We start from the raw sequence: 25,513 nt of genomic DNA on the forward strand, positions 1-25,513 counted from the left end.
CACAGCATCCATTGTGCTCTCGCTATTCCCTCCGCGACAGGCCGGGCCGATGCGGGCGCAGCCCCTCACTCCGGATGCGGGGGCTCGATGTCCAGGCGCACGCGCTGTGCGGCGAAGCGCGTCACCAGGTGCTGCAGCGGGGTGCCGTCGGGAAGGGTGTCGAGCGCCTCGGCGACGAGCACGATCGCTCCTGGACGGATCTCGAGCATCTCCGCCTCCTGCGCTGTCGCGTGGCGCGCGCCGACCACGGTGGACGCGCGTACGTAGTCGTCGACGCCCTGCGCGGCGAGGGCCGCTGTGAACGACCCGGTGCGCCGGAATGCTCCTGCGATGTCCGGCAACCGTTCGGCGGCGAACCAGTGCGTGCCGATGGAGATCGGATGGCCGCCGACCGACCGCGTGCTCTCGATCCTGACCGCCTCCCCGCCGGGTATGCCCAGCCGGAGCGCGATGTCCGCCGGCGCGGGTTCGGTCACGCTTTCGAGCACGCGGCTCTTCGTCCGAGTGCTCTCCTCCTCACCGAGGCTGCGCATCATCCGAGTGCGCAGGCCGATCCGGTGCACGAGCACCGACTCACCCGTGACGAAGGTGCCGCTCCCCCGTCGCGATTCGATGAGTCCGTCCTGCGCGAGCGCGGCGATGGCCTGGCGGGCCGTGTGACGATTCACGCCGTACCGCTCCGCGATCGCGTTCTCGGTCGGCAGCCGGTCCCCCGGCCGCAGACGCCGCTCGGAGATCTCGCCGCGCAGTTCTTCGGTGATGAGCCTCCACGCCGAATAGCCGCTGTTCGAACGCGGGGCCGCGTCGGGGTTCGTCATCGCACTCCTGCCCTCCGAACCCTGCGGCCGTGACCGATTCACCTGTTGTTCATCGTCTGGTGCGCCGAAGTTGTCCCGGTGCGCTTTCCTTCTCGACCATACCGGCCTACTGTCGAGTTGTATAGATACGTAGATAACTTTACGCAGCAAGAAGGAGTCGGACGTGAAGGACATCGCATCGTGACAGCGGACACGAACGGGGCGCACGAGACCTCGATCGACGAACGTCGACGCGCCGCCCGCGCGCTGTCGCAGGCGTCACTCGATGAACTCAGCACGCTGTGGGCTCAGTGGTCGCAGCGGCCGGACATCACCTACCTGCGAGGACCGGAAGCCGGGCTCGTCATGGTGCAGGGGCGCATCGGCGGCACCGGCGACCGGTTCAATCTGGGCGAGGCGACCGTGGCCAGGGCGACAGTGATGCTTCATGGACCGGGCGTCGACGGCGTGAGCGGCACATCGTACGTGCTCGGCAGCCACCCCGAGCACGCGGGACTCGCCGCGGTGTTCGATGCGCTGCTGAGCGCTCCCGCGCAGCGCGAACGCGTCCTCGCCGAGGTGATCGAACCTCTCGAACGCGCTCAGAGCGCGCGGGATGCCGAAGCCGGAGCGGACGCGCGGAGCACCGTGGTCGACTTCTTCACCGTCGCAAGGGAGCACGAATGAGCATGCTGACCACCCGGAACCACACTGCGGGGTTCGCCCATCCCGTGCGAGACGCGCAGCGCGTGTTCCGTGCGGTGATGGAAGCCCTCGCACGGCCCACCACGCCCCAGCGCATCGATCCCGTGGTGGCACCGCCGGACCCGCTGGGCGCCGCACTCGGAGCGGTGATCCTGACGCTGTGCGACGAGCAAACCCCCGTCTGGCTCGACTTCGCACTGCGCAGCGCACCCGAGGTCGAGGCCTGGATCGTGTTCCACACCGGTGCACGCATCGTCGACGCCCCGACAGACGCATCGTTCGCGATCGCCTCCTCACCGGAGACCGCGCCCGCGCTGTCGGCGTTGTCGCGCGGAACCGACGAAGAACCGCATGAATCGGCGACACTCGTGATCGATGCGCGCGCATGCGCTGGCATCGACGGCCTTACCGCCAGCGGTCCCGGCATCCGCGAAACCCGCACGTGGGACGGCGCCGGGCTCCCCGACGGATTCCTTCCGCAGTGGCAGGAGAATCGCGCGCTGTACCCGCGGGGCGTCGACCTCATCCTCGCCCACGAGCACACGGTCTGCGGGCTGCCCAGAACGACGGCGCTCACGGGCGCCCTGCAGCACGATCTCGACAGAAGGAGCGCCTGATGTACGTCGCCGTCAAGGGAGGCGAGAAGGCGATCGCCAACGCGCACGCGCTGCTCGCGAAACGCGGTCGCGGTGAGGCGGATGCCGCCCGCATCGATCACACGCAGATGCGCGATCAGATGGGCGTGCTCGTCGCACGCGTGATGACCGAGGGGTCGCTCTACGACCCCGACCTCGCGGCGAAGGCCCTGCTGCAGGCACAGGGCGACGTGCTCGAAGCCGTCACACTGCTGCGCTCGTACCGCACCACACTGCCCCGGTTCGGCCACACGGTCGCGATCGACACCGCTGGGCTCCCGTCGGAACGGCGCGTGTCGGCCACCTTCAAGGACCTGCCCGGCGGTCAGCAGCTCGGCGCGACGTTCGACTACACGCACCGGCTGCTCGTGGACGAGCTGGAGACACCCGACCTGCCCGCCTCGGATCCCGTCGAGGAGCAGTCCATGCCGAGAGTCACTGACCTGCTCGGAATAGACGCCCTGATCGAACCGGATCGTCCGGCCGAGGGATGGACGGACCCGGACCCTGCGGATCTCACGAGGCAGCCGACCGTGTATCCCATGACCAGGGCGGCGCGGCTGCAGGCGCTCAGCCGTGGCGACGAGGGGTTCCTGCTGTCGCTGGGATACTCGACGCAGCGCGGGTTCGGCAACAACCATCCCTTCGTCGGAGAGGTGCGCGTCGGACAGGTCGAGGTCGAGCTCGAGATCCCTGAACTCGGTCATGCGATGCCGATCGGACGGATCGAGGTGACCGAGTGCCAGATGGTGAACCAGTTCGTGGGCAGCGCCGAGCAGGCGCCGCAGTTCACCCGCGGGTACGGCCTCACGTTCGGTCGCGCGGAGCGCAAGGCCATGTCGATGTCGCTCGTGGACCGTGCGCTGCGCCGCGAGGAATTCGACGAACGCGTCGTGTCGCCGGCGCAGGACGAGGAGTTCGTGATCTCGCACGCCGACAACGTGCAGGCCACCGGGTTCGTCGAGCATCTCAAACTGCCGCACTACGTCGACTTCCAGGCGGAACTCGGGCTGATACGCCGACTCCGCGCCGAGTTCGACGCACGCCACGCCGAGGACTCGCGTCCTGATGACGCTGCAGAGCAGGGAGTCGGATCATGAGCCTCTCCACCTCACCGCGCATCGTCTACAACGAGGGATACCTCGATGAACAGACCAAACGCGTCGTGCGCAGAGCGCTGCTCAAGGGCATCGCGATCCCCGGCTTCCAAGTGCCGTTCGCATCGCGCGAAGTGCCGATGCCCCGCGGCTGGGGCACCGGCGGCGTGCAGGTGACCGCGTCGATCATCGGAGACGAGGACACTCTGAAAGTGATCGACCAGGGCGCCGACGACACCACGAATGCCGTGTCGATCCGGCAGTTCTTCGAACGCGTCGCGGGAACCGCCAGCACGACCCGCACGGACGAGGCCACCATCATCCAGACCAGGCACCGGATCCCGGAGACGCCCCTGGCCGAGCAGCAGATCATCGTCTACCAGGTGCCGATCCCCGAGCCGCTGCGCTTCCTCGAGCCCAGGGAGACCGAGACCCGGCGCATGCATGCGCTCGAGGAGTACGGTCTGATGTACGTCAAGCTCTACGAGGACATCGCCAGGTACGGGCACATCGCGAAGACCTACGACTATCCGGTGCTCGTGCACGGCCGCTACGTGATGGCCCCGTCGCCCACCCCGAGCTTCGACAACCCGAAGATGCATCAGAACCCCGCGCTGCAGCTGTTCGGCGCGGGACGCGAGAAGCGGATCTACGCCGTCCCTCCCTACACCGACGTCGTGAGCCTCGGCTTCGACGACTTCCCGTTCGAGCCGCAGACCTTCGAGCAGGCGTGCGAGATCTGCGGCTCGCGCGGGGTGTACCTCGACGAGGTCATCACCGACGACAGCGGCGGGGCGATGTTCGTCTGCTCCGACACCGACCACTGCGAGCGCACGGCCGCCGCCGCGCGGCTCGACCAGGACGCTGAACGCCACGACACGGAGATGAACGCATGATCGACGAGACTCCCCTGCTCAGCGTTGATGCCGCCGGGCATCGCTATGGGGACCGCTTCGGATGCCGGGACGTGAGCTTCGACCTGTGGCCGGGTGAGGTGCTCGCCGTCGTCGGCGAATCGGGCTCGGGCAAGTCGACGCTGCTCGGGATGCTGTCGCAGCGGCTCTCCGCGGATGAGGGCCGGATCAGCTACCTGACGACTTCCGAGAACGGGCCGGAGGGCGCACAGGGCGCCGGCCACGCGCTGCTCGATCTCGCGACGCTCAGCGAACGGGAGGTGCGCCGACTGTGGCGCACCGAATGGGGGTTCGTGCACCAGAACGCCGCCGACGGACTGAGGATGCACGTCAGCGCCGGAGGCAACGTCGGCGAGCCGCTGATGGCCAACGGCTGGCGGCACTACGGCAGCATCCGAGCCGAGGCGGAGGCCTGGCTGGGGCGTGTGGAGATCCCCGCCGAGCGCATCGACGATTCGCCTTCGACCTTCTCGGGGGGAATGCGGCAGCGCGTGCAGATCGCCCGGAATCTCGTGTTCGGACCGCGTCTCGTCTTCATGGATGAGCCCACCAGCGGTCTGGATGTCTCTGTCCAGGCGCGTCTGCTCGATCTGATCCGCTCGCTCGTGACCGAACTCGGTCTGGCCGTCGTGATCGTCACCCACGATCTCGCGGTCGCGCGTCTGATCTCGCACCGGACGCTCGTCATGAAGGAGGGCGCCGTGGTCGAGTCGGGCCTCACCGATCGGGTGCTCGATGACCCGCAGGCCGCGTACACCCAACTGCTCGTCTCCTCGATCCTCCAGGGATGAACCTCATGATCCACAACGAATCGCACGATCTGCCGACGGGTGCCGTGCTCTCCGTGATCGACGTCGCGAAGACCTTCACCCTCCACCTGCAGGAGTCCCAGCGGCTCCCGGTGCTGCGCGGGCTGACCTTCGACGTGGCACGAGGGACGTGCGTCGTGCTCGGCGGCGAATCGGGCGCCGGCAAGAGCACCGTGATGAAGATGATCTACGGCAGCTACGGCACCGACTCGGGGCGCATCCTGCTGAGTCATCACGGTGAGGTCCTTGACCTCGCCGCGGCGCAACCGCGGCAGGTGCTCGCGGCGCGGCGCGACACCGTGGGCTATGTCAGCCAGTTCCTCCGCGCCGTTCCTCGCGTTCCCGCGCTGGACGTCGTCGCCGAGCCGCTCGTCGAGCGCGGTGTCGACCGCCCGGAGGCCCGTGATCGTGCCGGTGCTCTCCTGGCGCGGCTGAGCATTCCCGAACGGCTGTGGAAGCTGCCTCCCGCGACGTTCTCCGGCGGCGAGCAGCAGCGCGTGAACGTCGCGCGCGGCTTCATCATCGATCGTCCGCTGCTGCTGCTCGACGAGCCGACCGCGTCGCTCGACGCCCGCAATCGCGCGGTCGTGATCGACCTGATCCGCGAGAGCCTCGGCAGAGGGTCCGGCATGCTGGCGATCTTCCATGACGCGGACGTGCGCGAGGCCGTGGCGGATGCCGTGGTCGATGTGCAGGCGTTCACGCCGGCACGAGAGGAGGTCGCCGCGTGACGAGGTACGCCGTGTACGCCGTTCCGGGAGCGCATGACGCTGATGCGGATGCGGCCCGCCGTCTGCGCGATGCAGCCGAGGCCTGGCTCGCCCGTGAGGACGTGCGCGACCTCACATCGGATGCGCGGCGCTACGGGTTCCATGCCACTCTCAAGGCTCCGATGCGCCTGGCGGACGGTCGCACCGAGGCAGAGCTGCGCGCAGCGGCCGACGCGTTCGCGGCTGAGCATCGGCCACTGAGCATCCGCGCACCGCGCGTGACCGTGATCGACGCGTTCCGTGCGCTCGTTCCCGCACCAGGACAGCAGTCCGCGCTCGCGGACCTCGCCGCCGAGAGCGTGCAGGTGTTCGACGAGTTCCGTGCGCCGCTCAGCCCGGAGGATGTCCGTCGGCGCCGACCGGAGCGGCTCACGCCCCGGCAGCGCGATCTCTTCGAACGCTGGGGCTACCCGTATGTGCTCGACGAGTTCCGATTCCACCTGACGCTGACGGACGCCGTGCCCGTCGAGCGCAGCGCAGGGGTGGACGCCGCACTCGACGAGCACTTCGCTCCGGTGACCGGCGTCGACGTACCGCTCACGGCGATCGCGATCTGCGTCGAACCCGCTCCCGGCGCCGCATTCGAGCTCTTGTCCGTCCATCCGTTCGCCCTCCGAACCCCACAGGAGACCACCTGATGTCATACACGTTGACCAACGCGCGCATCGTGCTCGAGAACGAGATCGTGCACGGATCCGTGCGCGTCGCGGACGGGCGCATCACCGAGGTCTCGGCGGTCGCGCGCCCTTCGACGGACGGCACCGTTCACGAGGACCTGGGCGAGGACTACCTGCTGCCGGGTCTCGTGGAATTGCACACCGACCAGGTCGAAGGCCACCTCCAGCCCCGTCCCCAGCGATTCTGGGACCCCATCCCCGCGGTGATCGCCCACGACGCGCAGATGGCCGCATCGGGCATGACCACGGTGCTCGATGCGCTGCGGATCGGAAGCGGTCCCGGCGAGAACCGTCTGGCAGGCAGGGCGCGTGTGCTCATGGATGCCGTGGTGCACGCGGCCGAGGCGGGACTGCTGCGTGCGGATCACCATGTGCACCTGCGCTGCGAGGTCGCGACGCCGGATGTCGTAGAGGTCTTCGACGACATCGGAGGGCACGAGCGCGTGCGGCTGATCTCTCTGATGGACCACACCCCTGGTCAGCGCCAGTACGCCGATGTCGAGGCGTTCCGCACCTACATGGTCGGCAAGCACAGTTTCACGAACGAGCAGTTCGATCAGCACGTGGAGGCTCTGCACCAGTACTCGTCGCGTTTCTCCGTGGACAATCGACGATTGATGGTCGAGCGCGCCACCGCGCGCGGCATCACGATCGCCGCGCACGATGACGCCACCCAGGCGCACATCGACGAGTCGGCGGCGGCGGGCGTGCGGATCTCGGAGTTCCCCACGACGATCGAAGCCGCTCGTGCGGCACGTGCCGCCGGTCAACTCGTCGTGATGGGAGCCCCGAACATCATCCGCGGAGGTTCTCACTCCGGCAATGTCGCCGCGACCGAACTTCTCCGCCTCGGGCTGCTGGACGTGCTCTCCAGCGACTACGTTCCCTCGAGCCTGCTGAACGCTGTCTTCCATCTGTTCCACAGCGGAGACGTGACGCTTCCGCAAGGTGTCGCACTGGTGAGCGCCAACCCCGCCCGCGCGGCAGGCTTCGACGATCGCGGTGTCATCGCGGCCGGTACGCGCGCCGATCTCGTGCGCGTGCACGCGTACGCCGGCGCTTCCGCGGAGCAGCATCCGCTCGGTTCGGCGCTCCCTATCGTGCGCGGTGTCTGGCGCGAAGGGACCAGGGTCGCATGAGCGGAGTGTTCGTCGCGATCGTCGGACCGAGCGGAGCCGGCAAGGACACCGTCATCGAGCATGCCAGGGCCGCGCTGGCCGACTGCGACGACATCGTCTTCCCCCGCCGCCTCATCACGCGCCCCACAGGCGACGGCGAGGACTGCATCTCGGTCACGGACGACGGGTTCGAGCATGCCGAGGATCGCGGCGAGCTCGCCCTGACCTGGCGAGCGCATGGTCTCGCGTACGGCGTCCCCGCGTCGGCGCGGACGACGGTCGCTGCCGGGGGCGTGGTCGTGGCCAACGTCTCACGCGGCGTGGTCGCGCAGCTGCCGGCGCTGTTCGGAGAAGCGCGGGTGGTGCGCATCACTGTGTCGGACGAGACCCGCCTGGCGCGCATCATCGCCCGTGGCCGGGAGACCCGCGAGGCGGCTGCGGCGCGCGTCTCCCGACCGGACCCGGCGCCCGAACACCCTGTCGACCTAGAGATCGTCAACGACGGCACACTCGACGAGGCGTGCGAACGCCTCGTCGAGTTCCTCCGCCACGTGCGGGAGGTCGTGCCGCGCTGACCCCGCGGGGCTGTGCCGCGTCGGCTGCCGTATCAACTCCGGTCGGGGAGCTGCTGCAGCGTCCAGGTGTTGCCGTCGGGGTCGTCGAACGTCACGAACCGCCCCCACGCCTGTTCGTCGACGCCGTTCGCCTCGACACCGGCATCGCGCAGCTGTGCGAGCGCGGCATCCGCGTCAGGCACCACGACCTGGATCGTGTTCTGCTGACCCGGTTCGAGATCGAGGCCGAGGCCCTCGCCGAAGGCGATCGAGCAGGCCGACCCGGGCGGAGTCATCTGCACGAACCTCAGACCTTCGTGGACGACCTGATCGTGGTCGGCGTTGAAGCCGATCTTCACATAGAAGTCCTTCGCCCGGTCGACGTCGCTGACCGGCACGTGGATGAGTTCGATCTTCCAGTCCATCACTCGCTCCTCCTGGCGGGCGTCGGCGCCCGTCGACGTTCACGGTACGCGCGGCCACCGACATCGCACCAGAGCGCCAATGGCGGATACTGGTCCGATGACACCAGATCCGGAGAGCGGCCGGCTGCAGACCATCCTCGAGGCGCTCGGTGCCGGGCCGGAGGACGAGCCCGCGCGTCGCCTGATCGAGGCGTTGGGCGGCGGGCCCGTCGAAGCTCATGAACGTCGGGTCGGAGAGCCGGCTGTGCTGTCGCGGCATGTGCGCTTCGGCTCGGGCGGAGAGCTCGTCCTTCACGACGATGCGATCATCGCCGTGATCCTGCATATCGCGACGACACCGTCCGCTCCGCGCGGACTCGACGTGGCGGACTGGATCCCGGGTGTCGACAACGACGCGACCTTCTCCGATTTCAAGAAGGTCTTCGACGTGACATGGCGTTTCGCCGCCGGCGACCGGTACTTCGTTCTCGAATCGGGGTATGTGCGACCCGAGTTCGTGAAGCACGGGGGCTATCGGGCCGGTGACCTCCAGCGCGTCGTCGTCACGGTGGACGATCCTGGGCGCACCTGCCGTCCGGCGGACGAGGACTGCCCTGTGTGCCGCGACCTGATCGTACGCCGAGGCGACGGATCCTTCGATGTGGAGGGCACGGTCTATGCACTGCGTGCAGCGGTGGGTGCCGGTCAAGTCGAGGAGCAACGAGGAGTCGTCCCACTCGCCGACCTCGACCTCCTTCATGCCTCCGCCCTGATGAAACAGGTGGAGAGCCAGGTCGCCTGCTCAGCATGCCACCGGGTCGCGTGCCTCACGCTGTATCGAGATGCCGCACCGACGTTCGCGTACTACCCCTTCGACACCGCGATGAGGCGTCCGCTCGAGGCGATTCCCCCCATCGAGGAATGGGGCGATGCCGCTCGCATCGCAGAGGCGCAGGGCGCGATGCGATATGTCGATCACGAGCCGGGCTCATGGTTCCTGGTCGAGCAGAAGGGCGAGCTGTACCTCGAGTCGCGGTACACGATCAGTACGATGGCGGACGATCAGTGCGTGATCCGCTTGGACGACTCGGAGCGACGGGGATATCGCGACGACGGCCATGACTACCTCACCGGTCTCGCCAGAGAAATCGACGACAGCAGCCCCCACCGGGAGGACTCCCCCTTCCACCTGAGGAATCTCCTCCGACACCCCGACGGCGCACGTGACTACTCCGAGGAGGTGCGGGCCGCGATCGCCAACCACACCTGGCTCGCACGGCAGAAGCAGGCTGCGGCGCAGCGAATGCAGGCCGCACCCGCAGCGGACGGCTGAGCGGTCGACAGGTGGGGTCGTGCAGCGTCAGATCCAGCCCTTGTCCTGCGCGATCCGCACCGCCTGCGCACGATTCGCCGCGCCGACCTTGCCGATCGCCGCCGACAGGTTGTTGCGCACGGTCCCCGCCGACAGGAACACCTCGGAGGCGATCGCCGCGGCGCTGCGTCCGTCTGCGGCCAGTCGGAGCACCTGCTGCTCGCGCTCGCTGAGGGGGTTCGCGCCTTCGAAGACGCTGGCTTCGGCGAGTGCGGAGTCCACGACCCGCAATCCAGCGTGCACTCGGCGCACGGCATCGGCGAGCTGTTCGGCCGGCGCATCCTTCACGACGAATCCGCTCGCGCCCGCATCCAGTGCGGCGCGCAGGTAACCGGGCCTCGCGAACGTCGTCACGATCAGCACCCTGGTGGCCGCGCTCGCGGCCCGCACCGCCCGCGTCGCGGCGATTCCGTCCATCCCCGGCATCTGGATGTCCATGAGACAGACGTCCGGCGCGGTGTCGGCGACCACCTTCACCGCGTCCTCACCGTCTCCGGCGACTCCGACGACCGTCAGATCGTCCTCGAGCTCCAGCAGTGCAGTGAGGGCGCCTCGCAGCATCGCCTGATCATCGACGATCACCAGTCGTATCGGGTCGGTCACCAGGTCACCTCCACGCACGTACCACCGCTCTCGTCCGCCCGCACCGTGAAAGCCGCGCCGCTCATCGTGGCCCGCTCGCGCATGCCCTTCACTCCGTTGCCCTCGATTCCCCCGTAGCCGCCGCCGTCGTCGATCACCGCGAGGTTGCCTGGTGCGATGCGCACCGTGACCGTGCGCGCCTCCGCGTGCCTGAGCACATTGGTCGTCGCCTCTCTCAATATCCAGCTCGCCGTCAGCGACTGCGCGGGCGAGAGGGCGGCGGCGTCACCGTCCACGAGCATCACGACATCGGCCGACTGCAACGCATCCCGACAGGAGGCCAGCTGCTCGACGAGCGCCGCGCTTCGCACGCCCGCCACCGTGGCGCGCACACCCGCGATCGCCTCGGTCGTGAGCGACTCGATGTCGGCGAGCTCGGCCTTGGCACGCTCCGGATCGCTGTCGATGAGCCGTCGCACGAGCTGCGCCTTCAGACTGACGACGGTGAGCGAGTGCCCCACGAGGTCGTGCACATCGCGCGCCACCGCCTCTCGGCCCTCGCTCGTGGCGAGTTCGAGACCGAGCTGCTCGGCCTCTGCCGAGCGGATGATCAAGCTGGTCGAGACGGTGTTGACGACGCCGAGCAGCAGGACGATCGCGAAGATGGTCAGGTTGTCCATGCCCTGCGGTGTGAAGAAGAGCATCACCGCAGTGAGCGTGACGCAGGCCGCCATCGTGGTCCAATGAGCGAGGCGGGTCAGTCCGTACGACGCGAAGGACATGATGAACGGCAGGAAGCCCAGCGCCGCGCCGCCCACGCTGGGGACGACCAGCGCCGCGCACGCGATGAGACCTGCGAACGCCGCCCACTGGATCGGCTTCGGCGGCGTGGTCAGCCCGCCGCCGCCGAAGCTCATCCCGTTCATGAAGCCGGCGACGTAGACGACGATGAACGCGCCGAGCCCCACCCAGCCGGTGACGATCCACCCCTGGGCGGCATCCGAGCGCAGCAGCGCCATCAGCGGGTACACCAGGAACACGAGCCAGATGACGGCCATCAACCAGCCGAACCGCTCCCACGGCGCGCCGGAACCGACGCTGCGTCGGCGGCTGCCCCGAGTGGCCCAGGCTGCGGGAGCCGCACCGACGGCAGCCGCCGCCGCGGCATCCCTGGTCACGTCATCCGCCATGCTGTCGACCCTATCGGCGCGAACGCGAGCGCTTCACTCCGGCGGCCACGAGCACGGCGAACACCGCGAGCCACACCACGATGTTCAGCAGGAGCACCCACAGCGGGTCGCTCTGCCCTGTGGTGAGCGTGCCGTCGGTCAACGGCCACCTGCTCAGTGCGACGTAGCCGTACAGGGGCGTGAACCGGGCGATGTCGAGCATGACCCCGTCGAGCGGCAGGAACACGTTGCCGAAGAACGCGAAGAAGGTCATCGAGATCGACGCGAGTGCGGCGGCCGTGTCGGAGTTGAAGAACAGTCCGACACCGAGTCCGTAGAGGCCGTAGACGAGGCCGACGGCGAGGATGATGCCGATCGCGGCCCACCAGCGCCAGGCATCGGTCGCCTCCGCCCCGGTCAGCAACCCGGCGACGAAGACGGCCAGCACGGCGAGCGCCGCGAACGCGACAGCGGTGAGCAGCTTCGTCATGGCGTAACCCGCCGTACCGAGCGGCGTCATGGCGAGCTGCCGCCCCCAGCCCTGCTTCGCCTCCGTGGCCGCGAGTGAGGTGAGCGAGCTCATCGCGACCGCGGTGCCGTAGGCCGCCATCGAGACCATCACGTAGAAGGCGACGTTGCCGTTGCCAGCCGACTCCGACGCGTATGCCGCCGTCGCACCGAACAGCAGGTACATCGCGACCGGCATGCCGAGGGTGAAAGCGAGTGTGTAGGGGTTGCGGATCTGGCGCATCGCCTCGACGCGCAGCATCGTGGATGAGATCGAGATGGTCATGCTCAGTCCTCCGTCAGGGTCGTGAAGGCGGTTTCGAGCGTGGGGGCGGCGATCTCCATGTCGTGCGCTCCCGCGGCGAGAAGGGCGGATGCCGCGGCATCCGAGTCCAGCGCACGCAGACTCACCCGTTCGGCGTCGACCCGCACATCTGTGATGCCCTCGGTCTCCTTCAGCTGCCGCACGAGCGCGTCTGCGCCGGCGGCGGGAAGATTCGCGGCGAGGGTGCGCCCGCCGAGGTTCGCGCGCAGCTGCGCGGTCGGGGCGTCGGCGACGATGCGGCCACGGTGCATCACGACGGTGCGGCGCGCGAACTGCTCGGCCTCCTCGAGGTAATGAGTGGCGAAGACGATCGTGCGACCGCCATCCGCATCGGCGCGCATGACGTCCCAGAAGTGACGCCGCGCGGTGACGTCCATACCGGCGGTCGGCTCGTCGAGCACGAGGATGTCGGGGTCGGCGACCAGGGCGAGAGCGAACTTGACGCGCTGCTGCTCACCACCGGAGCACTTGGCGATGCGGCGTCGGGCGATCGATTCGAGATCGGTGCGGGAGAGCACCTCCGGCACGCGGGAGAGCGCATCGCGCCCGTGCAGGGAGGCGATCACGTCGACCGTCTCGCGAACACTGAGGTCGGAGAGCAACCCCCCGGTCTGCAGCACCGCCGCGATCATGCCCGCCTTGGCGGCCCTGATCGGCTTCTGGCCGTGCACGGAGACATTGCCGTCGCTCGGATCGGTGAGCCCCAGCAGCACGTCGAGCGTGGTCGTCTTGCCTGCACCGTTCGGGCCCAGGAGCGCGACGACCTCGCCACGGCGGATGCTGAGGTCGAGGCCGTCGACTGCCTTGACCGTGCGCTCGCCCGAGCCGTAGTGCCGTCGCAATCCGGTGATCATGACGGCGTTGTCGGATGCCGTGCCGGCCGCCCTGGTCGGAGTCTGAGTGTCCACTGCTGTGCTCATGGCTCCAGCCTGGCGGCGACGCGGCGTGAAGTCCGGAGCCCGGTGTCATCGGATCCGCATGACACATGTCATCCCGACGCGGTCTCAGAGTCGCGTGGCGTCCATCGCTCTGTGCAGGAGCGAGGCGATCGGTGGCGTCGGCTCCGTGCTCGACCATGTCTTGACCGCCGCGTCGAAGCAGCCCAGGGCGGCGGCGATGACGGCAGCGGCACGCGGGTCGGTGCTGTCCGCGGGTTCAGCTCCGATCCGTCGGGAGACCTCCGGGTGCAGCGCAGCCGACCATCGAGCGTGCTTCTCATGCTGAAAGGCGGCGAGTCCAGGGGTCGCAGCGATCAGTGCGGCCAGCTCACGAGCGGGCTCCTGATCGGCTTCATACCGGTCGAGCAGCGACTCGAGAGCATGTCGCAGAGCCGTCCAAACAGGTTCCTCGTCCGGACGTGCGCTCAGTGCGTCGCGCAGGAGCCCGGATGCCTCCTCCACGTCGGTCAGGACGGCGTCCTCCTTCGACGTGAAGTAGCGGAAGAACGTGCTCCGGGAGATCTCGGCGGCCTTACAGATGGCCTCGACGGTGATCGTCTCGTAACCGTGTTCGAGCACGAGCCCGCGTGCCGTGGTCGAGACGTGCTCCTTCACTGCTTGTCGGGCCACGGCGCGTGATCCGCCCGAGCGCTGGTCTCGCGTCGTCGTCATCCATTCATGGTACCTCAGTCTGAAAGTGATACGGTGTCTCATCTTCGGGAGCATGTCCCAAAAATCGAGAAAGGCGGATGGACTGTGGTCGATGAGAAGGTCATCGTGGTGACAGGGGCGAGTGATGGGATCGGCGCGGCGGCTGTGCGGCGCCTGGCGAAGGCCGGGCACACCGTGGCGGTGGTGGGGAGGTCGCCGCAGAAGACCGCTGCGGTGGCTGCGGAGATCGGCGCCGATCACTTCACGGCGGACTACGCCCGCCTGGATGATGTCCGGCGTCTCGCCGCGGAACTGGACGCCGCGTACCCGCAGATCGATGTGCTCGCCAACAACGCCGGCGGGGTGTTCGGCGATCGGGCCAAGACGGTCGACGGGTTCGAGAAGACCTTTCAGATCAATCACCTCGCGCCGTTCCTGCTCACATCGCTGCTGATGGACAAGCTCGTCGCGTCCGCCGCGTCCGTGATCCAGACCAGCACGCTGCACGGCGGCATGGTCAGGGAGCTCGACATCGACGACCTCGATCTGGACAACGGCTACGGCGCGGTGCGCGCCTACAACGCCGCGAAACTGGAGAACGTGCTGTTCACCAAAGAACTCCACCGCCGATATCACTCGCGCGGCATCTCTGCGGCGGTGTTCTATCCAGGAAACATCGCCACGAGCTTCGGCTCCGAGACCACCAGCCCCCTGATGCGCTTCATCACGACCAACCCGATCTCCCGATCCGTGCTCCTCACAACGCCGGACAAGGGTGCGCAGCAGCTGGTATGGCTCGCCGAAGGAGAACCAGGGGTCGACTGGTCGTCTGGCGAGTTCTACGCGAAGAAGATCGCGGGGAAAGGCCTCAACCCTCTGGCCGACGACGCCGACCTCGCGGGCCGACTCTGGGAGCGCTCGGAAGAACTCCTCCGCTGAGTCGCGAGCCACGTGATCAGGCCGCCGGCAGGAAGACCCCCTGCAGGAACGCGTCGAGCTCGGACACGGCGTCCAGCGGGAGCACCGCGGCCACGTACTGATCGGGCCGCACGACCACGACCACGCCGTCGCGCGAGAGTTCGCGTTCCGCGAAGATGTCGGTCTTCGACCAGGCGTTGGGAGCGGCGGTGTACACCTTCTCCCAGTCGATCAGGCCGAGTGGGCCGGTCTTCGGCAGGAACAGCGAGGGTGTCGACATGATGTCGATGTCCTCGAACGACTGCTGATGGATCGCCTTCACATCGATCACGGCATCCACATCGGCATCCGATGGCGTGTACCTGGCGATGATCGGCGCGACGGCCGACGCCCACTCGCCGAGTCGCGCACCAGACGTGTCCGCGAACGCGTACACGCGCCAGCGCCCGTCTGCCTTGGCGTGGTGTCCGAGATGCACGACGTTGCCGTCGCACACGCGAACGACCTCGGCGGACTTGAAGCGTCTGCCGACGGGGAAACCGGCGGCGAGCGCCTGGTGCTCATCCGTCGACGTGATCTCCGACGGGGTGTACTGCGTCATGAAGCCGGATGGGAACTCGGCAGTCGCCAGGTAGTAGTTGGCCAGCTCCTGCGGGTCGGAGATCTCCCCCGGCTTGCGCGCCATGAGCGAAGACCATTCGCGGTCGAAGTCGATCAGCTGCTGCGCGACGGGTTGGCGTTCGGCGGAGTAGGTCGACAGCAGCGACTCAGGGCTTCGCCCTGTGAGCACGGCGCCCAGCTTCCAGCCCAGGTTGAATCCGTCCTGCATCGAGACGTTCATGCCCTGCCCCGCCTTCGCACTGTGCGTGTGACAGGCGTCGCCGGTGAGGAAGACGCGCGGTGCACGCTCCTCGTCGAGGGCGTCGTCGAAGCCGTCGGTGACGCGGTGGCCCACCTCGTACACGCTCGACCACGCGACCTCCTTCACGTCCAGGGAGTACGGATGAAGGATCTCGTTGGCTTTCGCGATGATCGCCTCGATCGGGGTGCTCCGCACCTGGTGGTTGTCGTCGGCGGCGACCTCGCCGAGGTCGACGTAGACGCGGCTGAGATAGCCGCCCTCGCGCGGGATGTGCAGGATGTTCCCCGCCTCGGCGTTGATCGCGCACTTGGTGCGCCAGTCGGGGAAGTCGGTGTTGACGAGCACGTCCATGACACCCCACGCGTGAGCCGCGAACGCACCGACGTGCGTACGGCCGATCGCCTCGCGCACGCCGCTGCGCGCGCCGTCGCTGCCGACGACGTACTTCGCGCGGATGGTCCGCTCCTCCCCCGCACGCGGCCCTGCGGTGTGACGCACCCGCACCTCGACCGGGTACTCGCCGTCGCCGTGCACGGTGAGGCCGACGAACGCGATCCCGTAGTCGGGGGTGACGCGCCCTGGCCCGTCGGCGGCGGCTTCGGCGAAGTAGTCCAGCACCCTGGCCTGGTTCACGATCAGGTGCGGGAACTCGCTGATCTTGAGCCCGTAGTCCTCGGTGCGCGTCGTGCGGACGATGTTGCCGGGGTTCTCCGGGTCCGGGCCCCAGAAGTTCATGTACGCGATGTTGTACGCCTCGGCGGTGATGCGCTCGGCGAACCCGAACGCCTGGAACGTCTCGACGCTGCGAGGCTGGATGCCGTCGGCCTGCCCGAGGACGAGACGACCGCCTCGCTGCTCGATGATCCGGGTCGTGACATCGGGGAACTGCGACATCTGCGCCGCGAGGAGCATGCCTGCGGGGCCGGATCCGACGATGAGCACGTCCATCTCGTCCGGCAGGTCGGCTGGACGATCGACTCCGGTGCCCGCCGCCGCGACGATCCGCGGATCCTGCGAGACGTAGCCGTGGTGATGGAACTGCATCGGTACTCCTTCTTCTGCGTGAACCGCGGGGCGGATGCGGATCGCTCCGCCCCACGGGGATGTGTCAGGCCCTGGCGAGTCCGCGGATCGGACTGACCGACTGCTCTTCCTCGTGATCCGGACCCAGCGGGATGCCGCTGCGGTCGCGGAGCAGGAGCGTCGCGATCAGGCCGATCACGGTCATGCCGGCCAGGTACCACGTCACCATCTCTGTCGATCCCGTCGCGTCGACGATCGCGGCGGCGATGGTCGGGGCGAACGCGCCACCCGCGATCGCGCCGATCGCGTAGGAGATCGAGACGCCGGAGAACCGGATGGATGCCGGGAACAGCTCGGTGTACAGCGCGGCCTGGGGCCCGTAGGTGAATCCGAGTCCGATGGTGAGGATCGCGAGGCCGAGGAACAGCAGCCCGATGTTCGCGGTGTTCACGAGCGGGAACAGCAGGAAGACGCCGACGAGCTGCATGATCCACCCGGCGATGTACGTGTTGCGGCGGCCGATCCGGTCGGAGATCCACCCCGCCAGCAGCGTCGTGATCAACCAGGTCACAGCGGAACCGGTCACGGCCCAGAGCACGGGGCCGCGGTCGAGGCCGATGGGTCCCTCGGGATCCGTCGCGTAACCCTGGATGTACCCGCCGGTGGTCATGTATCCGATCGCGTTGTTGCCCGCGAACACCAGAGCGGCGATGACGACCAGCAGCGCGTGCTTGCGGAAGAGCTGCACGATCGGCATCTTCGCCTTCTCCTTGCGTGCGGCGAGCTCGGCGAACACCGGGCTCTCCTCGACGTTGCGGCGCACGTAGTAGCCGATCAGGATCAGCACCACGCTGAGCAGGAACGGGATGCGCCAGCCCCAGGCGAGGAACTGATCCCCGGGTGCGATCGCGGTCATGATCGCCATGACGCCGGAGGCCAGCAGCAGGCCGAGCGGCACGCCGATCTGCGGCGAGGCACCGAAGATGCCGCGCCTCTTCTTGGGTGCGTGCTCGACGGCCATGAGCACGGCGCCGCCCCATTCGCCGCCGGCCGAGATGCCCTGCAGGATGCGCAGCAGCACGAGAAGGATCGGGGCGCCGACGCCGATGACCTCGGCGGTCGGCAGCACGCCGATGAGAGCGGTGGCCGCACCCATCAGGATCAGCGTCCACATCAGCACGCGCTTGCGGCCGAGCTTGTCGCCGAAGTGGCCGGCGAGGAAGGCACCGAGCGGACGGAACAGGAAGCTGATTCCGACGGTCGCGAATCCGAGGATGACGGTGTTCGTGCCGAGCGCCGAGAAGAACAGCTGGCCGAAGACGAGTCCGACGGCTGTCGCGTAGATGAAGAAGTCGTACCACTCGACAGTGGTTCCCACCACTGTGGCGAACACCACGCGACGCCGGTCCGCGGCGCTGGCGATGGTGCCGGTCGGCGTGAAGCCGGGCTGATCAGTCATTGAAGCTCCTTGTGTGACGTCGTTGTCCGGGTGCGGATCTGATCCTTGCCACCCGATGTCAGGATGATATACGATTTCAAATACATCGCACAAGAGCGATGCTTCAGACGCAAGGAGGCGCCCACGTGACGGACCCGATCGCCCGCCCCGGCAAGATCATCGCGATCCACCTCAGCTACGCCTCCCGTGCCGACCAGCGCGGCCGTCGCCCATCGCACCCCTCCTACTTCTTCAAGGTCGCGAGCTCGGTCGCAGCATCCGGCGGCACCGTCGAACGCCCTGCGGGAACAGAACTCCTCGCCTTCGAGGGCGAGATCGCCCTCGTGATCGGCTCCCCCGCTCGCCACGTCGGCATCGCCGACGCCTGGTCGCACGTGGCCTCCGTCACCGCCGCCAACGATCTCGGGCTGTACGACCTGCGGTCGAACGACAAAGGTTCGAACGTCCGCTCCAAGGGCGGCGACGGGTACACGCCGCTCGGTCCTAACCTGATCGACGCGCGATCGGTCGACCCCGCGGACATCCGGGTGCGCACCTGGGTCAACGGCGAGTTGCGCCAGGACGACGACTCCTCCGGCCTCATCTTCCCGCTCGCGCAGTTCGTCGCCGATCTCTCGCAACACTTCACGCTCGAGACCGGCGACGTGATCCTCACCGGCACACCGGCGGGCTCGTCGGTGATCGTTCCGGGCGACGTCGTGGAGGGCGAGGTCGACGCCCCGAACGCGCCGGGCGCTCCATCATCCGGACGCCTGGTGACCACCGTCACGCAGGGCGACGTACCCTTCGACGAGACGCTCGGATCGATGCCGGCCGTCGACGACACGCAGCGCACCGAGGCCTGGGGATCCGCCGAGGCCGCTGGCCTCGCCGCTGAGGAATCGACGACCGCCCTGTCCCCCGAGCTGCGCGCCAAGCTCGAGAAGGCGCCGACGGCCGGGCTGTCGTCCCAGCTGCGCAAGCGCGGCCATCACTCCTGCTTCATCGACGGCGTCGCCGCCAACATCGCCGGCGCGAAGATCGTCGGCACTGCGCGCACGCTGCGCTTCATCCCGGCCCGCGAAGACCTGTTCACGACCCACGGCGGGGGCTATAACGCGCAGAAACGGCTGTTCGACGCGGTCGGCGAAGGCGAGGTCATCGTGATCGAGGCCAGAGGCGATGCCACGACGGGCACCCTCGGCGACATCCTCGCGCTGCGTGCGAGGACGCGAGGAGCGGCCGGCGTCGTCACCGACGGCGGTGTGCGCGACTTCGACGAGGTCGCCCGCATCGGACTGCCCGTGTTCTCGAAGGGTGCGCATCCTTCCGTGCTCGGCCGCAAGCACGTGCCGTGGGAGCTGGACGTCACGATCGGATGCGGTGGTGCCGCCGTTCAGCCCGGTGACATCATCGTCGGCGACGGCGACGGCGTCATCGTGATCCCGCCGGCTCTGGTCGAAGAGGTCGTCGACGCGGCGCTCGCGCAGGAGGACGAGGACGCCTGGATCGCCGCGCAGGTGGAGGCAGGGCATCCGGTCGACGGCCTGTTCCCGATGAACGCCGAGTGGCGCGCGAAGTACGCGGCGTCGACGACGGAAGGCGACCGCGCATGACGAAGATGCTCAGCAAATCGCAGCAGGCGTATCAGTGGATCAAGGAGCGCATCGCGAGCCAGACCTACACCCCCGGCTACCGGCTCGTGCTCGGCACCATCGCCGGTGAGCTCGACATGAGCGTCGTGCCGGTGCGGGAGGCGATCCGCCAGCTCGAGGCCGAAGGGCTCGTCCACTTCGAGCACAACGTCGGAGCCAGGGTCGCCATGGTCGACGACTCCCAGTACCGGCACAGCATGGAGGCACTCAGCATCCTCGAGGGCAGCGCGACGGCGATGTCGGCGCGACACCTGAGCGCCGACGACCTGCGCCTGGCTCGTGCGATCAACGCCGAGATGATCCAGACGCTCGACCACTTCGATCCTCCGGCCTTCACCAGACTCAACCAGCAGTTCCATGCTGCGCTGATCGCCCCGTGCCCCAATCCTCGATTGCAGGAGCTCGTGACCGTCGAGATGGCACGACTGAACCGGCTGCGCGACTCGACGTTCAGCTTCGTTCCCGGCCGCGCGCACGACTCGGTGCGCGAGCACGAGCACATCGTCGCGCTGATCGAGAACGGCGCCCCGGTCATCGAGATCGAGCGCGCGGCGCGCGACCACCACTCCGCGACCCTGGCCGCGTACCTCACGAAAGAACACCCCGACGAAGCCGTCGGCATGCACGTCCACTGACACCGGAGGAACCATGACTGATCCACGCATCCCCGCTGATCTTCCCGATCACATCCAGCACTACATCGACGGCGCGTTCACCGACTCCGTCGACGGCGACACGTTCGACGTGCTCGACCCGGTGACGAACGAGAACTACACCACGGCATCCGCGGGCAAGAAGGCCGACATCGATCTCGCTGTCGCGGCCGCCAAGCGCGCGTTCGACGACGGTCCGTGGCCGAAGATGCTGCCGCGCGAGCGTTCGCGCGTGCTGCACCGCATCGCCGACATCGTCGAGTCGCGCGACCAGCGCCTCGCCGAGCTCGAGTCGTTCGACTCCGGCCTGCCGATCACCCAGGCGCTGGGTCAGGCACGCCGCGCCGCGGAGAACTTCCGCTTCTTCGCCGACCTGATCGTCGCGCAGGCCGACGACACCTTCAAGGTGCCCGGCCGCCAGATCAACTACGTCAACCGCAAGCCGATCGGCGTCGCCGGACTCATCACGCCGTGGAACACGCCCTTCATGCTCGAGTCATGGAAGCTCGGCCCGGCCCTCGCGACCGGCAACACGGTGGTGCTGAAGCCGGCGGAGTTCACCCCGCTGTCGGCATCGCTGTGGGCGGGGATCTTCGAGGAGGCGGGCTTGCCGAAGGGCGTCTTCAACCTCGTGAACGGCCTCGGCGAGGATGCCGGCGATGCGCTCGTCAAGCACCCCGACGTGCCGCTCATCTCGTTCACCGGCGAGAGCTCGACCGGCCAGCTGATCTTCGCGAATGCCGCCCCGTACCTCAAGGGCCTCTCGATGGAGCTCGGCGGCAAGTCGCCCGCGGTCGTCTTCGCCGACGCCGACCTGGACGCCGCGGTCAACGCCACGATCTTCGGTGTCTTCTCCCTCAACGGCGAGCGCTGCACCGCCGGCAGCCGCATCCTCGTCGAGCAGTCGATCTACGACGAGTTCGTGGAGAAGTACGCCGCGCAGGCGAAGCGGGTCAAGGTCGGTCTGCCGAACGACCCCACCACCGAGGTCGGCGCCCTCGTGCATCCCGAGCACTACGAGAAGGTCATGAGCTACGTGGAGATCGGCAAGACCGAGGGGCGCCTCGTCGCCGGCGGCGGTCGGCCGGAGGGCTTCGAGACCGGCAACTACGTCGCCCCCACCGTGTTCGCGGACGTCTACCCCGACGCGCGGATCTTCCAGGAGGAGATCTTCGGCCCCGTCGTCGCCATCACCCCGTTCTCGAACGACGCCGAAGCCCTCGCGCTGGCGAACAACACGAAGTACGGTCTCGCCGCGTACATCTGGACGAACGACCTCAAGCGCGCCCACAACTTCGCCGGCGATCTCGAGGCGGGCATGGTGTGGCTGAACAGCAACAACGTGCGGGATCTGCGCACACCGTTCGGCGGAGTGAAGGCCTCCGGCCTCGGCCATGAGGGCGGCTACCGCTCGATCGACTTCTACACCGACCAGCAGGCAGTGCACATCAACCTCGGCGAGGTCCACAACCCCGTCTTCGGAAAGCAGTGAGGACGCTGACATGACCAATCGCGAAGACATGACCCTCACCTCCTCCGGCTACTACGTGAGCCAGGAGGCACCGATCGAGACCGACACCCCGGCCGCGACTCCCCAGGCGACACCACCTGACATCCTCCGCTGCGCGTACATGGAGCTCGTGGTCACCGACCTCGCGGCATCCCGTCAGTTCTACGTCGACATCCTCGGGCTGTACGTCACGGAAGAGGACGACGAGGCGATCTACCTGCGCTCCACCGAGGAGTTCATCCACCACAACCTCGTGCTGCGCAAGGGTCCGGTCGCCGCCGTGCGCGCGTTCTCGTACCGCGTGCGCGACGCCGAGGATCTCGACCGCGCCGTCGCCTTCTACACCGAGCTCGGCTGCGACGTGCGCCGTGAGACGGGCGGTTTCGTCAAGGGGATCGGAGACTCGGTGCGGGTGGTCGACCCGCTCGGCTTCCCGTACGAGTTCTTCTTCCAGGCCGACCACGTCGAACGGATGTCGTGGCGCTACGACCTGCACACGCCCGGCGAGCTGGTGCGGCTGGATCACTTCAACCAGGTGACCCCTGACGTGCCGCGCGCGGTGAAGTACATGCAGGACCTCGGCTTCCGGGTCACCGAGGACATCCAGGACGAGGAGGGCACGGTGTACGCGGCATGGATGCGCCGCAAGCCCACCGTGCACGACACCGCGATGACCGGCGGCGACGGACCGCGCATGCACCACGTGTGCTTCGCGACGCACGAGAAGCACAACATCCTCGCGATCTGCGACAAGCTCGGCGCGCTGCGCCGCTCGGATGCCATCGAGCGCGGCCCCGGTCGCCACGGCGTCTCGAACGCGTTCTACCTGTACCTGCGCGACCCGGACGGGCACCGCGTCGAGGTCTACACCCAGGACTACTACACCGGCGATCCCGACAACCCGGTCGTCACGTGGGACGTGCACGACAACCAGCGCCGCGATTGGTGGGGCAACCCCGTCGTCCCGTCCTGGTACACCGAGGCCTCGCTCGTGCTCGATCTCGACGGCAACCCGCAGCCCGTGCACGCGCGCACGGACGACAGCGAGATGGCGGTCACCATCGGCGCCGACGGGTTCTCGTACACTCGCAAGGACGAGGGCGAAGAATCGATGCCGGAGTACAAGCAGGGCGAGTACAAGCTCGGCCACCAGCTCTAGGAGTGCGCATGCTGTCCACCAAGGAGATCGCGCAGATCGCCGAGGAGCTGGCGGAGGCCGAGCGCACGCATGGCGTGATCCCGCGGATCACGGCACGCTTCCCGGATGCCACGATCGAGGACTCGTACGCGATCCAGGGCGTGTGGCGCGACAAGAACCTCGCCTCCGGACGCCGCCTGGTCGGCCGGAAGATCGGGCTGACCTCGAAGGCGATGCAGCAGGCGACCGGGATCACCGAGCCCGATTACGGCGTCATGTTCGACGACACCGTCTACCCGTCCGGATCCGACATCGGCTTCGACGAGTTCTCGAACGTGCGCATCGAGGTCGAACTCGCGTTCGTGCTCAGGACGCCGCTGGAGGGCCCCGACTGCACGCTCGACGACGCCCTCGCCGCGATCGATTACGCCGTGCCAGCGCTGGAGGTGCTCAACTCGCACATCGAGTTGGAGAGTCGCACGATCGTCGACACGATCAGCGACAACGCCGCATACGGCGCGATGGTCCTCGGCGACGTGCACAGGAGGCCGGACGAGATCGATCTGCGCTGGGGGCCGGGTGTGCTCTCCCGCAACGGTCAGATCGAGGAGACCGGCGTCGCCGCCGGTGTGCTCGGTCATCCTGCCACCGGGGTGGCATGGCTCGCGAACAAGTTCCACCAGCACGGTGCACGCCTCGAGGCCGGGGAGATCATCCTCGCCGGATCGTTCACGAGGCCCATGTGGGTCGAGAAGGGCGACGAGGTGCGCTGCGACTACGGAGAGATGGGAATCATCGAATGCCGCTTCATCTAGAGCCAGCACCGTCGTTGCGCGACCGGCTCGCGGCGGCCGAACGGCCCCTCGTCGGCGCGTGGATCTGCTCGGGAAGCCCGATCGCCGCCGAGATAGTCGCGGGCTCGGGTCTGGACTGGACGCTGATCGACGGGGAGCACAGCCCGATCGGGTTGGAGTCGACGCTGTCGCTGCTGCAGGCCGTCGCCCCGTATCCGATCACGCCGGTGGTGCGGGTGCCATCAGCGGACCCCACGTTGATCAAGCAGTTCCTCGACCTCGGGGCGCAGAACCTGCTCGTGCCGATGGTGAACACCGCCGCGGAGGCCGCCGCGGCCGTCTCCGCCACTCGCTACCCGCCGCGAGGCATCCGCGGAGTCGGGAGCGCGCTCGCGCGCGCGGCGCAGTTCAACCGCATCGAGGACTACCTCCTGCGAGCGCACGAGATCACCTCTCTCGCGGTGCAGATCGAGACGGATGCCGCCGTGCAGAACGCACGCGCCATCGCGGAGGTCGAAGGGGTCGACGCGGTCTTCATCGGGCCGAGCGATCTCGCGGCATCCATGGGACTGCTCGGTCAGCAGGGGCATCCCGATGTCGTCGCTGCCGTGGAGCGGACGATCGCCACGGTGCGCGAGGCGGGCACGCCCGTCGGAGTCAATGCGTTCGACCCGGCAACGGCCCGCCGCTACCTCGATGCCGGAGCGTCCTTCGCGCTCGTCGCGGCCGACGTCTCCATCCTCGCGCGCGCGACGGAGAAGCTCGCAGCCGACTGGATCCCCGAGGAGGGTGTCTCCGCGCGGCAGAGCTACTGACGCCGATCCCCCTGACGCGCCGACGGGATCCGTCCCCATCCGATCCGACGAGGGCTCCGGACAACCCTCGTGCGACGAAAACGTCTCACGTCACGGAACTGAACATCTCATGCGAAACACGAATCGACTCGGACTGCTCGCCACCGCCGGAACCGGAGTCGCGGCTCTCGCGATCGCCGGATTCGCTCTTCCGGCCACGGCATCTGACGGCGCCGACTCCGGCGACGACACACAGGCGACCTCGACCGACGTCACCGGTTCTCTCGACTCGATCCAGGATGTCGTCCGCGACCTCATCCTCGCCAGCGGAAACGACACCTCCACCGGTGACGTCTCTCTCGACGGCCCTGTCGTCGAAGGCCCGCTGGTGAGCGACATCGGAAACGGCGCGATCCTGTCCGGCAACGACACCCCTGTCGCCTCGGGCAACGAGGTCTCCGGCAACGAGGTCTCCGCACCTGTCGGATCAGGCAACGATGTGTCGGCTCCGATCGAAGCGCCTGTCCAGGTACCCGTCGAGGCACCGGTCGAAGCACCGGTCGCCTCCGGGAACGACACGAGCGTGGATGCTCCTGTCGATGCGGACACCGACACCGGCCTGTCGCTGGACGACATCGGCGCTGACGTCGACAGCCTCGTCAGCGGACTGCTCGACTGACCCCGTCCCGATGAAGGAGCCCGTC

Annotated in this window: 27 protein-coding genes; 18 read left to right on the plus strand and 9 right to left on the minus strand. The window is 68.0% G+C overall.

The features are described 5' to 3' along the window. Positions 1 to 65: 65 nt before the first annotated feature. Positions 66 to 818, minus strand: a complete 753-nt coding sequence (gene phnF / locus ACNPNP_RS06050; RefSeq protein WP_448965146.1) for a phosphonate metabolism transcriptional regulator PhnF — start codon at positions 816 to 818, stop codon at positions 66 to 68. A 180-nt stretch (positions 819 to 998) separates the two neighbouring features. Between phnF and phnG the strand changes: the two genes are divergently transcribed. Genes phnG through phnN form a run of 9 tightly spaced genes read left to right on the plus strand, consistent with a single transcriptional unit; the run spans position 999 to position 8,097 of the window. Then, positions 999 to 1,484: a phosphonate C-P lyase system protein PhnG gene (phnG, locus tag ACNPNP_RS06055; RefSeq protein WP_448965147.1), complete on the plus strand. Its 486-nt coding sequence runs from the start codon at positions 999 to 1,001 to the stop codon at positions 1,482 to 1,484. Next, positions 1,481 to 2,119, plus strand: a complete 639-nt coding sequence (phnH, locus tag ACNPNP_RS06060; protein WP_448965148.1) for a phosphonate C-P lyase system protein PhnH — start codon at positions 1,481 to 1,483, stop codon at positions 2,117 to 2,119. Before phnG ends, phnH begins: the two co-directional genes overlap by 4 nt. After that, positions 2,119 to 3,237 (plus strand): carbon-phosphorus lyase complex subunit, encoded by a 1,119-nt coding sequence (locus tag ACNPNP_RS06065; RefSeq protein ID WP_448965149.1) that lies wholly within the window; start codon positions 2,119 to 2,121, stop codon positions 3,235 to 3,237. Before phnH ends, ACNPNP_RS06065 begins: the two co-directional genes overlap by 1 nt. Next, on the plus strand, positions 3,234 to 4,130 hold the full coding sequence (locus ACNPNP_RS06070) for an alpha-D-ribose 1-methylphosphonate 5-phosphate C-P-lyase PhnJ (protein WP_206476820.1): 897 nt from the start codon (positions 3,234 to 3,236) through the stop codon (positions 4,128 to 4,130). The genes ACNPNP_RS06065 and ACNPNP_RS06070 overlap by 4 nt, the downstream gene beginning before the upstream one ends. After that, positions 4,127 to 4,939, plus strand: coding sequence for a phosphonate C-P lyase system protein PhnK (gene phnK / locus ACNPNP_RS06075; RefSeq protein WP_448965150.1), 813 nt, complete (start codon positions 4,127 to 4,129; stop codon positions 4,937 to 4,939). Before ACNPNP_RS06070 ends, phnK begins: the two co-directional genes overlap by 4 nt. Then, a complete protein-coding gene (gene phnL / locus ACNPNP_RS06080; protein WP_448965151.1) occupies positions 4,936 to 5,688 on the plus strand; it encodes a phosphonate C-P lyase system protein PhnL in 753 nt (250 codons plus the stop codon). The genes phnK and phnL overlap by 4 nt, the downstream gene beginning before the upstream one ends. Further along, positions 5,685 to 6,365 carry a DUF1045 domain-containing protein gene (locus ACNPNP_RS06085; RefSeq protein WP_448965152.1) on the plus strand — a complete coding sequence of 227 codons (681 nt, stop codon included), beginning with the start codon at positions 5,685 to 5,687 and terminating at the stop codon, positions 6,363 to 6,365. The genes phnL and ACNPNP_RS06085 overlap by 4 nt, the downstream gene beginning before the upstream one ends. After that, complete coding sequence (locus ACNPNP_RS06090) at positions 6,365 to 7,543, plus strand: alpha-D-ribose 1-methylphosphonate 5-triphosphate diphosphatase (RefSeq protein WP_448965153.1); 1,179 nt, start codon at positions 6,365 to 6,367, stop codon at positions 7,541 to 7,543. The genes ACNPNP_RS06085 and ACNPNP_RS06090 overlap by 1 nt, the downstream gene beginning before the upstream one ends. Continuing rightward, the gene (gene phnN / locus ACNPNP_RS06095) at positions 7,540 to 8,097 is read left to right on the plus strand and encodes a phosphonate metabolism protein/1,5-bisphosphokinase (PRPP-forming) PhnN (RefSeq protein ID WP_448965154.1); all 558 of its coding nucleotides are present in this window, start codon (positions 7,540 to 7,542) and stop codon (positions 8,095 to 8,097) included. The genes ACNPNP_RS06090 and phnN overlap by 4 nt, the downstream gene beginning before the upstream one ends. 32 nt (positions 8,098 to 8,129) lie before the next feature. Here the strand turns inward: phnN and ACNPNP_RS06100 are convergent, their stop codons facing one another. After that, a complete protein-coding gene (locus ACNPNP_RS06100; RefSeq protein WP_206476826.1) occupies positions 8,130 to 8,501 on the minus strand; it encodes a VOC family protein in 372 nt (123 codons plus the stop codon). A gap of 97 nt (positions 8,502 to 8,598) precedes the next feature. Here ACNPNP_RS06100 and ACNPNP_RS06105 point away from each other — a divergent pair, with 97 nt between their 5' ends. After that, on the plus strand, positions 8,599 to 9,813 hold the full coding sequence (locus ACNPNP_RS06105) for a hypothetical protein (protein WP_448965155.1): 1,215 nt from the start codon (positions 8,599 to 8,601) through the stop codon (positions 9,811 to 9,813). A 27-nt stretch (positions 9,814 to 9,840) separates the two neighbouring features. Here the strand turns inward: ACNPNP_RS06105 and ACNPNP_RS06110 are convergent, their stop codons facing one another. From ACNPNP_RS06110 to ACNPNP_RS06130, 5 genes are all read right to left on the minus strand, one after another. Then, complete coding sequence (locus ACNPNP_RS06110) at positions 9,841 to 10,455, minus strand: response regulator (protein WP_448965156.1); 615 nt, start codon at positions 10,453 to 10,455, stop codon at positions 9,841 to 9,843. Then, the gene (locus tag ACNPNP_RS06115) at positions 10,452 to 11,624 is read right to left on the minus strand and encodes a sensor histidine kinase (protein WP_448965157.1); all 1,173 of its coding nucleotides are present in this window, start codon (positions 11,622 to 11,624) and stop codon (positions 10,452 to 10,454) included. Before ACNPNP_RS06115 ends, ACNPNP_RS06110 begins: the two co-directional genes overlap by 4 nt. A gap of 10 nt (positions 11,625 to 11,634) precedes the next feature. Next, positions 11,635 to 12,396, minus strand: coding sequence for an ABC transporter permease (locus ACNPNP_RS06120; RefSeq protein ID WP_234000503.1), 762 nt, complete (start codon positions 12,394 to 12,396; stop codon positions 11,635 to 11,637). Positions 12,397 to 12,398: 2 nt separating this feature from the next. After that, positions 12,399 to 13,355 (minus strand): ABC transporter ATP-binding protein, encoded by a 957-nt coding sequence (locus ACNPNP_RS06125; RefSeq protein WP_448965158.1) that lies wholly within the window; start codon positions 13,353 to 13,355, stop codon positions 12,399 to 12,401. Between the two features lie 84 nt (positions 13,356 to 13,439). Further along, positions 13,440 to 14,045 carry an acyl-CoA-like ligand-binding transcription factor gene (locus ACNPNP_RS06130; RefSeq protein WP_448965159.1) on the minus strand — a complete coding sequence of 202 codons (606 nt, stop codon included), beginning with the start codon at positions 14,043 to 14,045 and terminating at the stop codon, positions 13,440 to 13,442. Between the two features lie 84 nt (positions 14,046 to 14,129). On the opposite strand from ACNPNP_RS06130, the gene ACNPNP_RS06135 reads away from it, so the two are divergent. Continuing rightward, complete coding sequence (locus ACNPNP_RS06135; RefSeq protein ID WP_448965160.1) at positions 14,130 to 14,963, plus strand: SDR family NAD(P)-dependent oxidoreductase; 834 nt, start codon at positions 14,130 to 14,132, stop codon at positions 14,961 to 14,963. A gap of 16 nt (positions 14,964 to 14,979) precedes the next feature. Here ACNPNP_RS06135 and ACNPNP_RS06140 read toward each other — a convergent pair whose 3' ends face one another. Then, positions 14,980 to 16,848 (minus strand): FAD-dependent monooxygenase, encoded by a 1,869-nt coding sequence (locus ACNPNP_RS06140; protein ID WP_448965161.1) that lies wholly within the window; start codon positions 16,846 to 16,848, stop codon positions 14,980 to 14,982. 64 nt (positions 16,849 to 16,912) lie between these two features. Next, the gene (locus tag ACNPNP_RS06145) at positions 16,913 to 18,286 is read right to left on the minus strand and encodes an MFS transporter (RefSeq protein ID WP_206476833.1); all 1,374 of its coding nucleotides are present in this window, start codon (positions 18,284 to 18,286) and stop codon (positions 16,913 to 16,915) included. A gap of 98 nt (positions 18,287 to 18,384) precedes the next feature. Between ACNPNP_RS06145 and ACNPNP_RS06150 the strand changes: the two genes are divergently transcribed. The 7 genes from ACNPNP_RS06150 to ACNPNP_RS06180 all read left to right on the plus strand — a co-directional run bounded on the left by ACNPNP_RS06150 (position 18,385) and on the right by ACNPNP_RS06180 (position 25,488). Beyond that, a complete protein-coding gene (locus tag ACNPNP_RS06150) occupies positions 18,385 to 19,881 on the plus strand; it encodes a fumarylacetoacetate hydrolase family protein (RefSeq protein ID WP_448965162.1) in 1,497 nt (498 codons plus the stop codon). Next, complete coding sequence (locus ACNPNP_RS06155; protein WP_448965163.1) at positions 19,878 to 20,555, plus strand: GntR family transcriptional regulator; 678 nt, start codon at positions 19,878 to 19,880, stop codon at positions 20,553 to 20,555. Before ACNPNP_RS06150 ends, ACNPNP_RS06155 begins: the two co-directional genes overlap by 4 nt. 13 nt (positions 20,556 to 20,568) lie before the next feature. Then, entirely contained in the window at positions 20,569 to 22,065 is a 1,497-nt protein-coding gene (hpaE, locus tag ACNPNP_RS06160; RefSeq protein WP_448965164.1) for a 5-carboxymethyl-2-hydroxymuconate semialdehyde dehydrogenase, read from the plus strand. A 10-nt stretch (positions 22,066 to 22,075) separates the two neighbouring features. Then, positions 22,076 to 23,242: a 3,4-dihydroxyphenylacetate 2,3-dioxygenase gene (gene hpaD / locus ACNPNP_RS06165; protein WP_448965165.1), complete on the plus strand. Its 1,167-nt coding sequence runs from the start codon at positions 22,076 to 22,078 to the stop codon at positions 23,240 to 23,242. An 8-nt stretch (positions 23,243 to 23,250) separates the two neighbouring features. Continuing rightward, on the plus strand, positions 23,251 to 24,036 hold the full coding sequence (locus tag ACNPNP_RS06170; RefSeq protein ID WP_448965166.1) for a 2-keto-4-pentenoate hydratase: 786 nt from the start codon (positions 23,251 to 23,253) through the stop codon (positions 24,034 to 24,036). Then, positions 24,021 to 24,830 carry an HpcH/HpaI aldolase family protein gene (locus tag ACNPNP_RS06175; protein WP_448965167.1) on the plus strand — a complete coding sequence of 270 codons (810 nt, stop codon included), beginning with the start codon at positions 24,021 to 24,023 and terminating at the stop codon, positions 24,828 to 24,830. The genes ACNPNP_RS06170 and ACNPNP_RS06175 overlap by 16 nt, the downstream gene beginning before the upstream one ends. Before the next feature lie 109 nt (positions 24,831 to 24,939). After that, complete coding sequence (locus ACNPNP_RS06180) at positions 24,940 to 25,488, plus strand: hypothetical protein (protein ID WP_448965168.1); 549 nt, start codon at positions 24,940 to 24,942, stop codon at positions 25,486 to 25,488. The last annotated feature ends 25 nt before the right edge of the window (positions 25,489 to 25,513 follow it).

Source organism: Microbacterium xerophyticum (assembly GCF_053543555.1).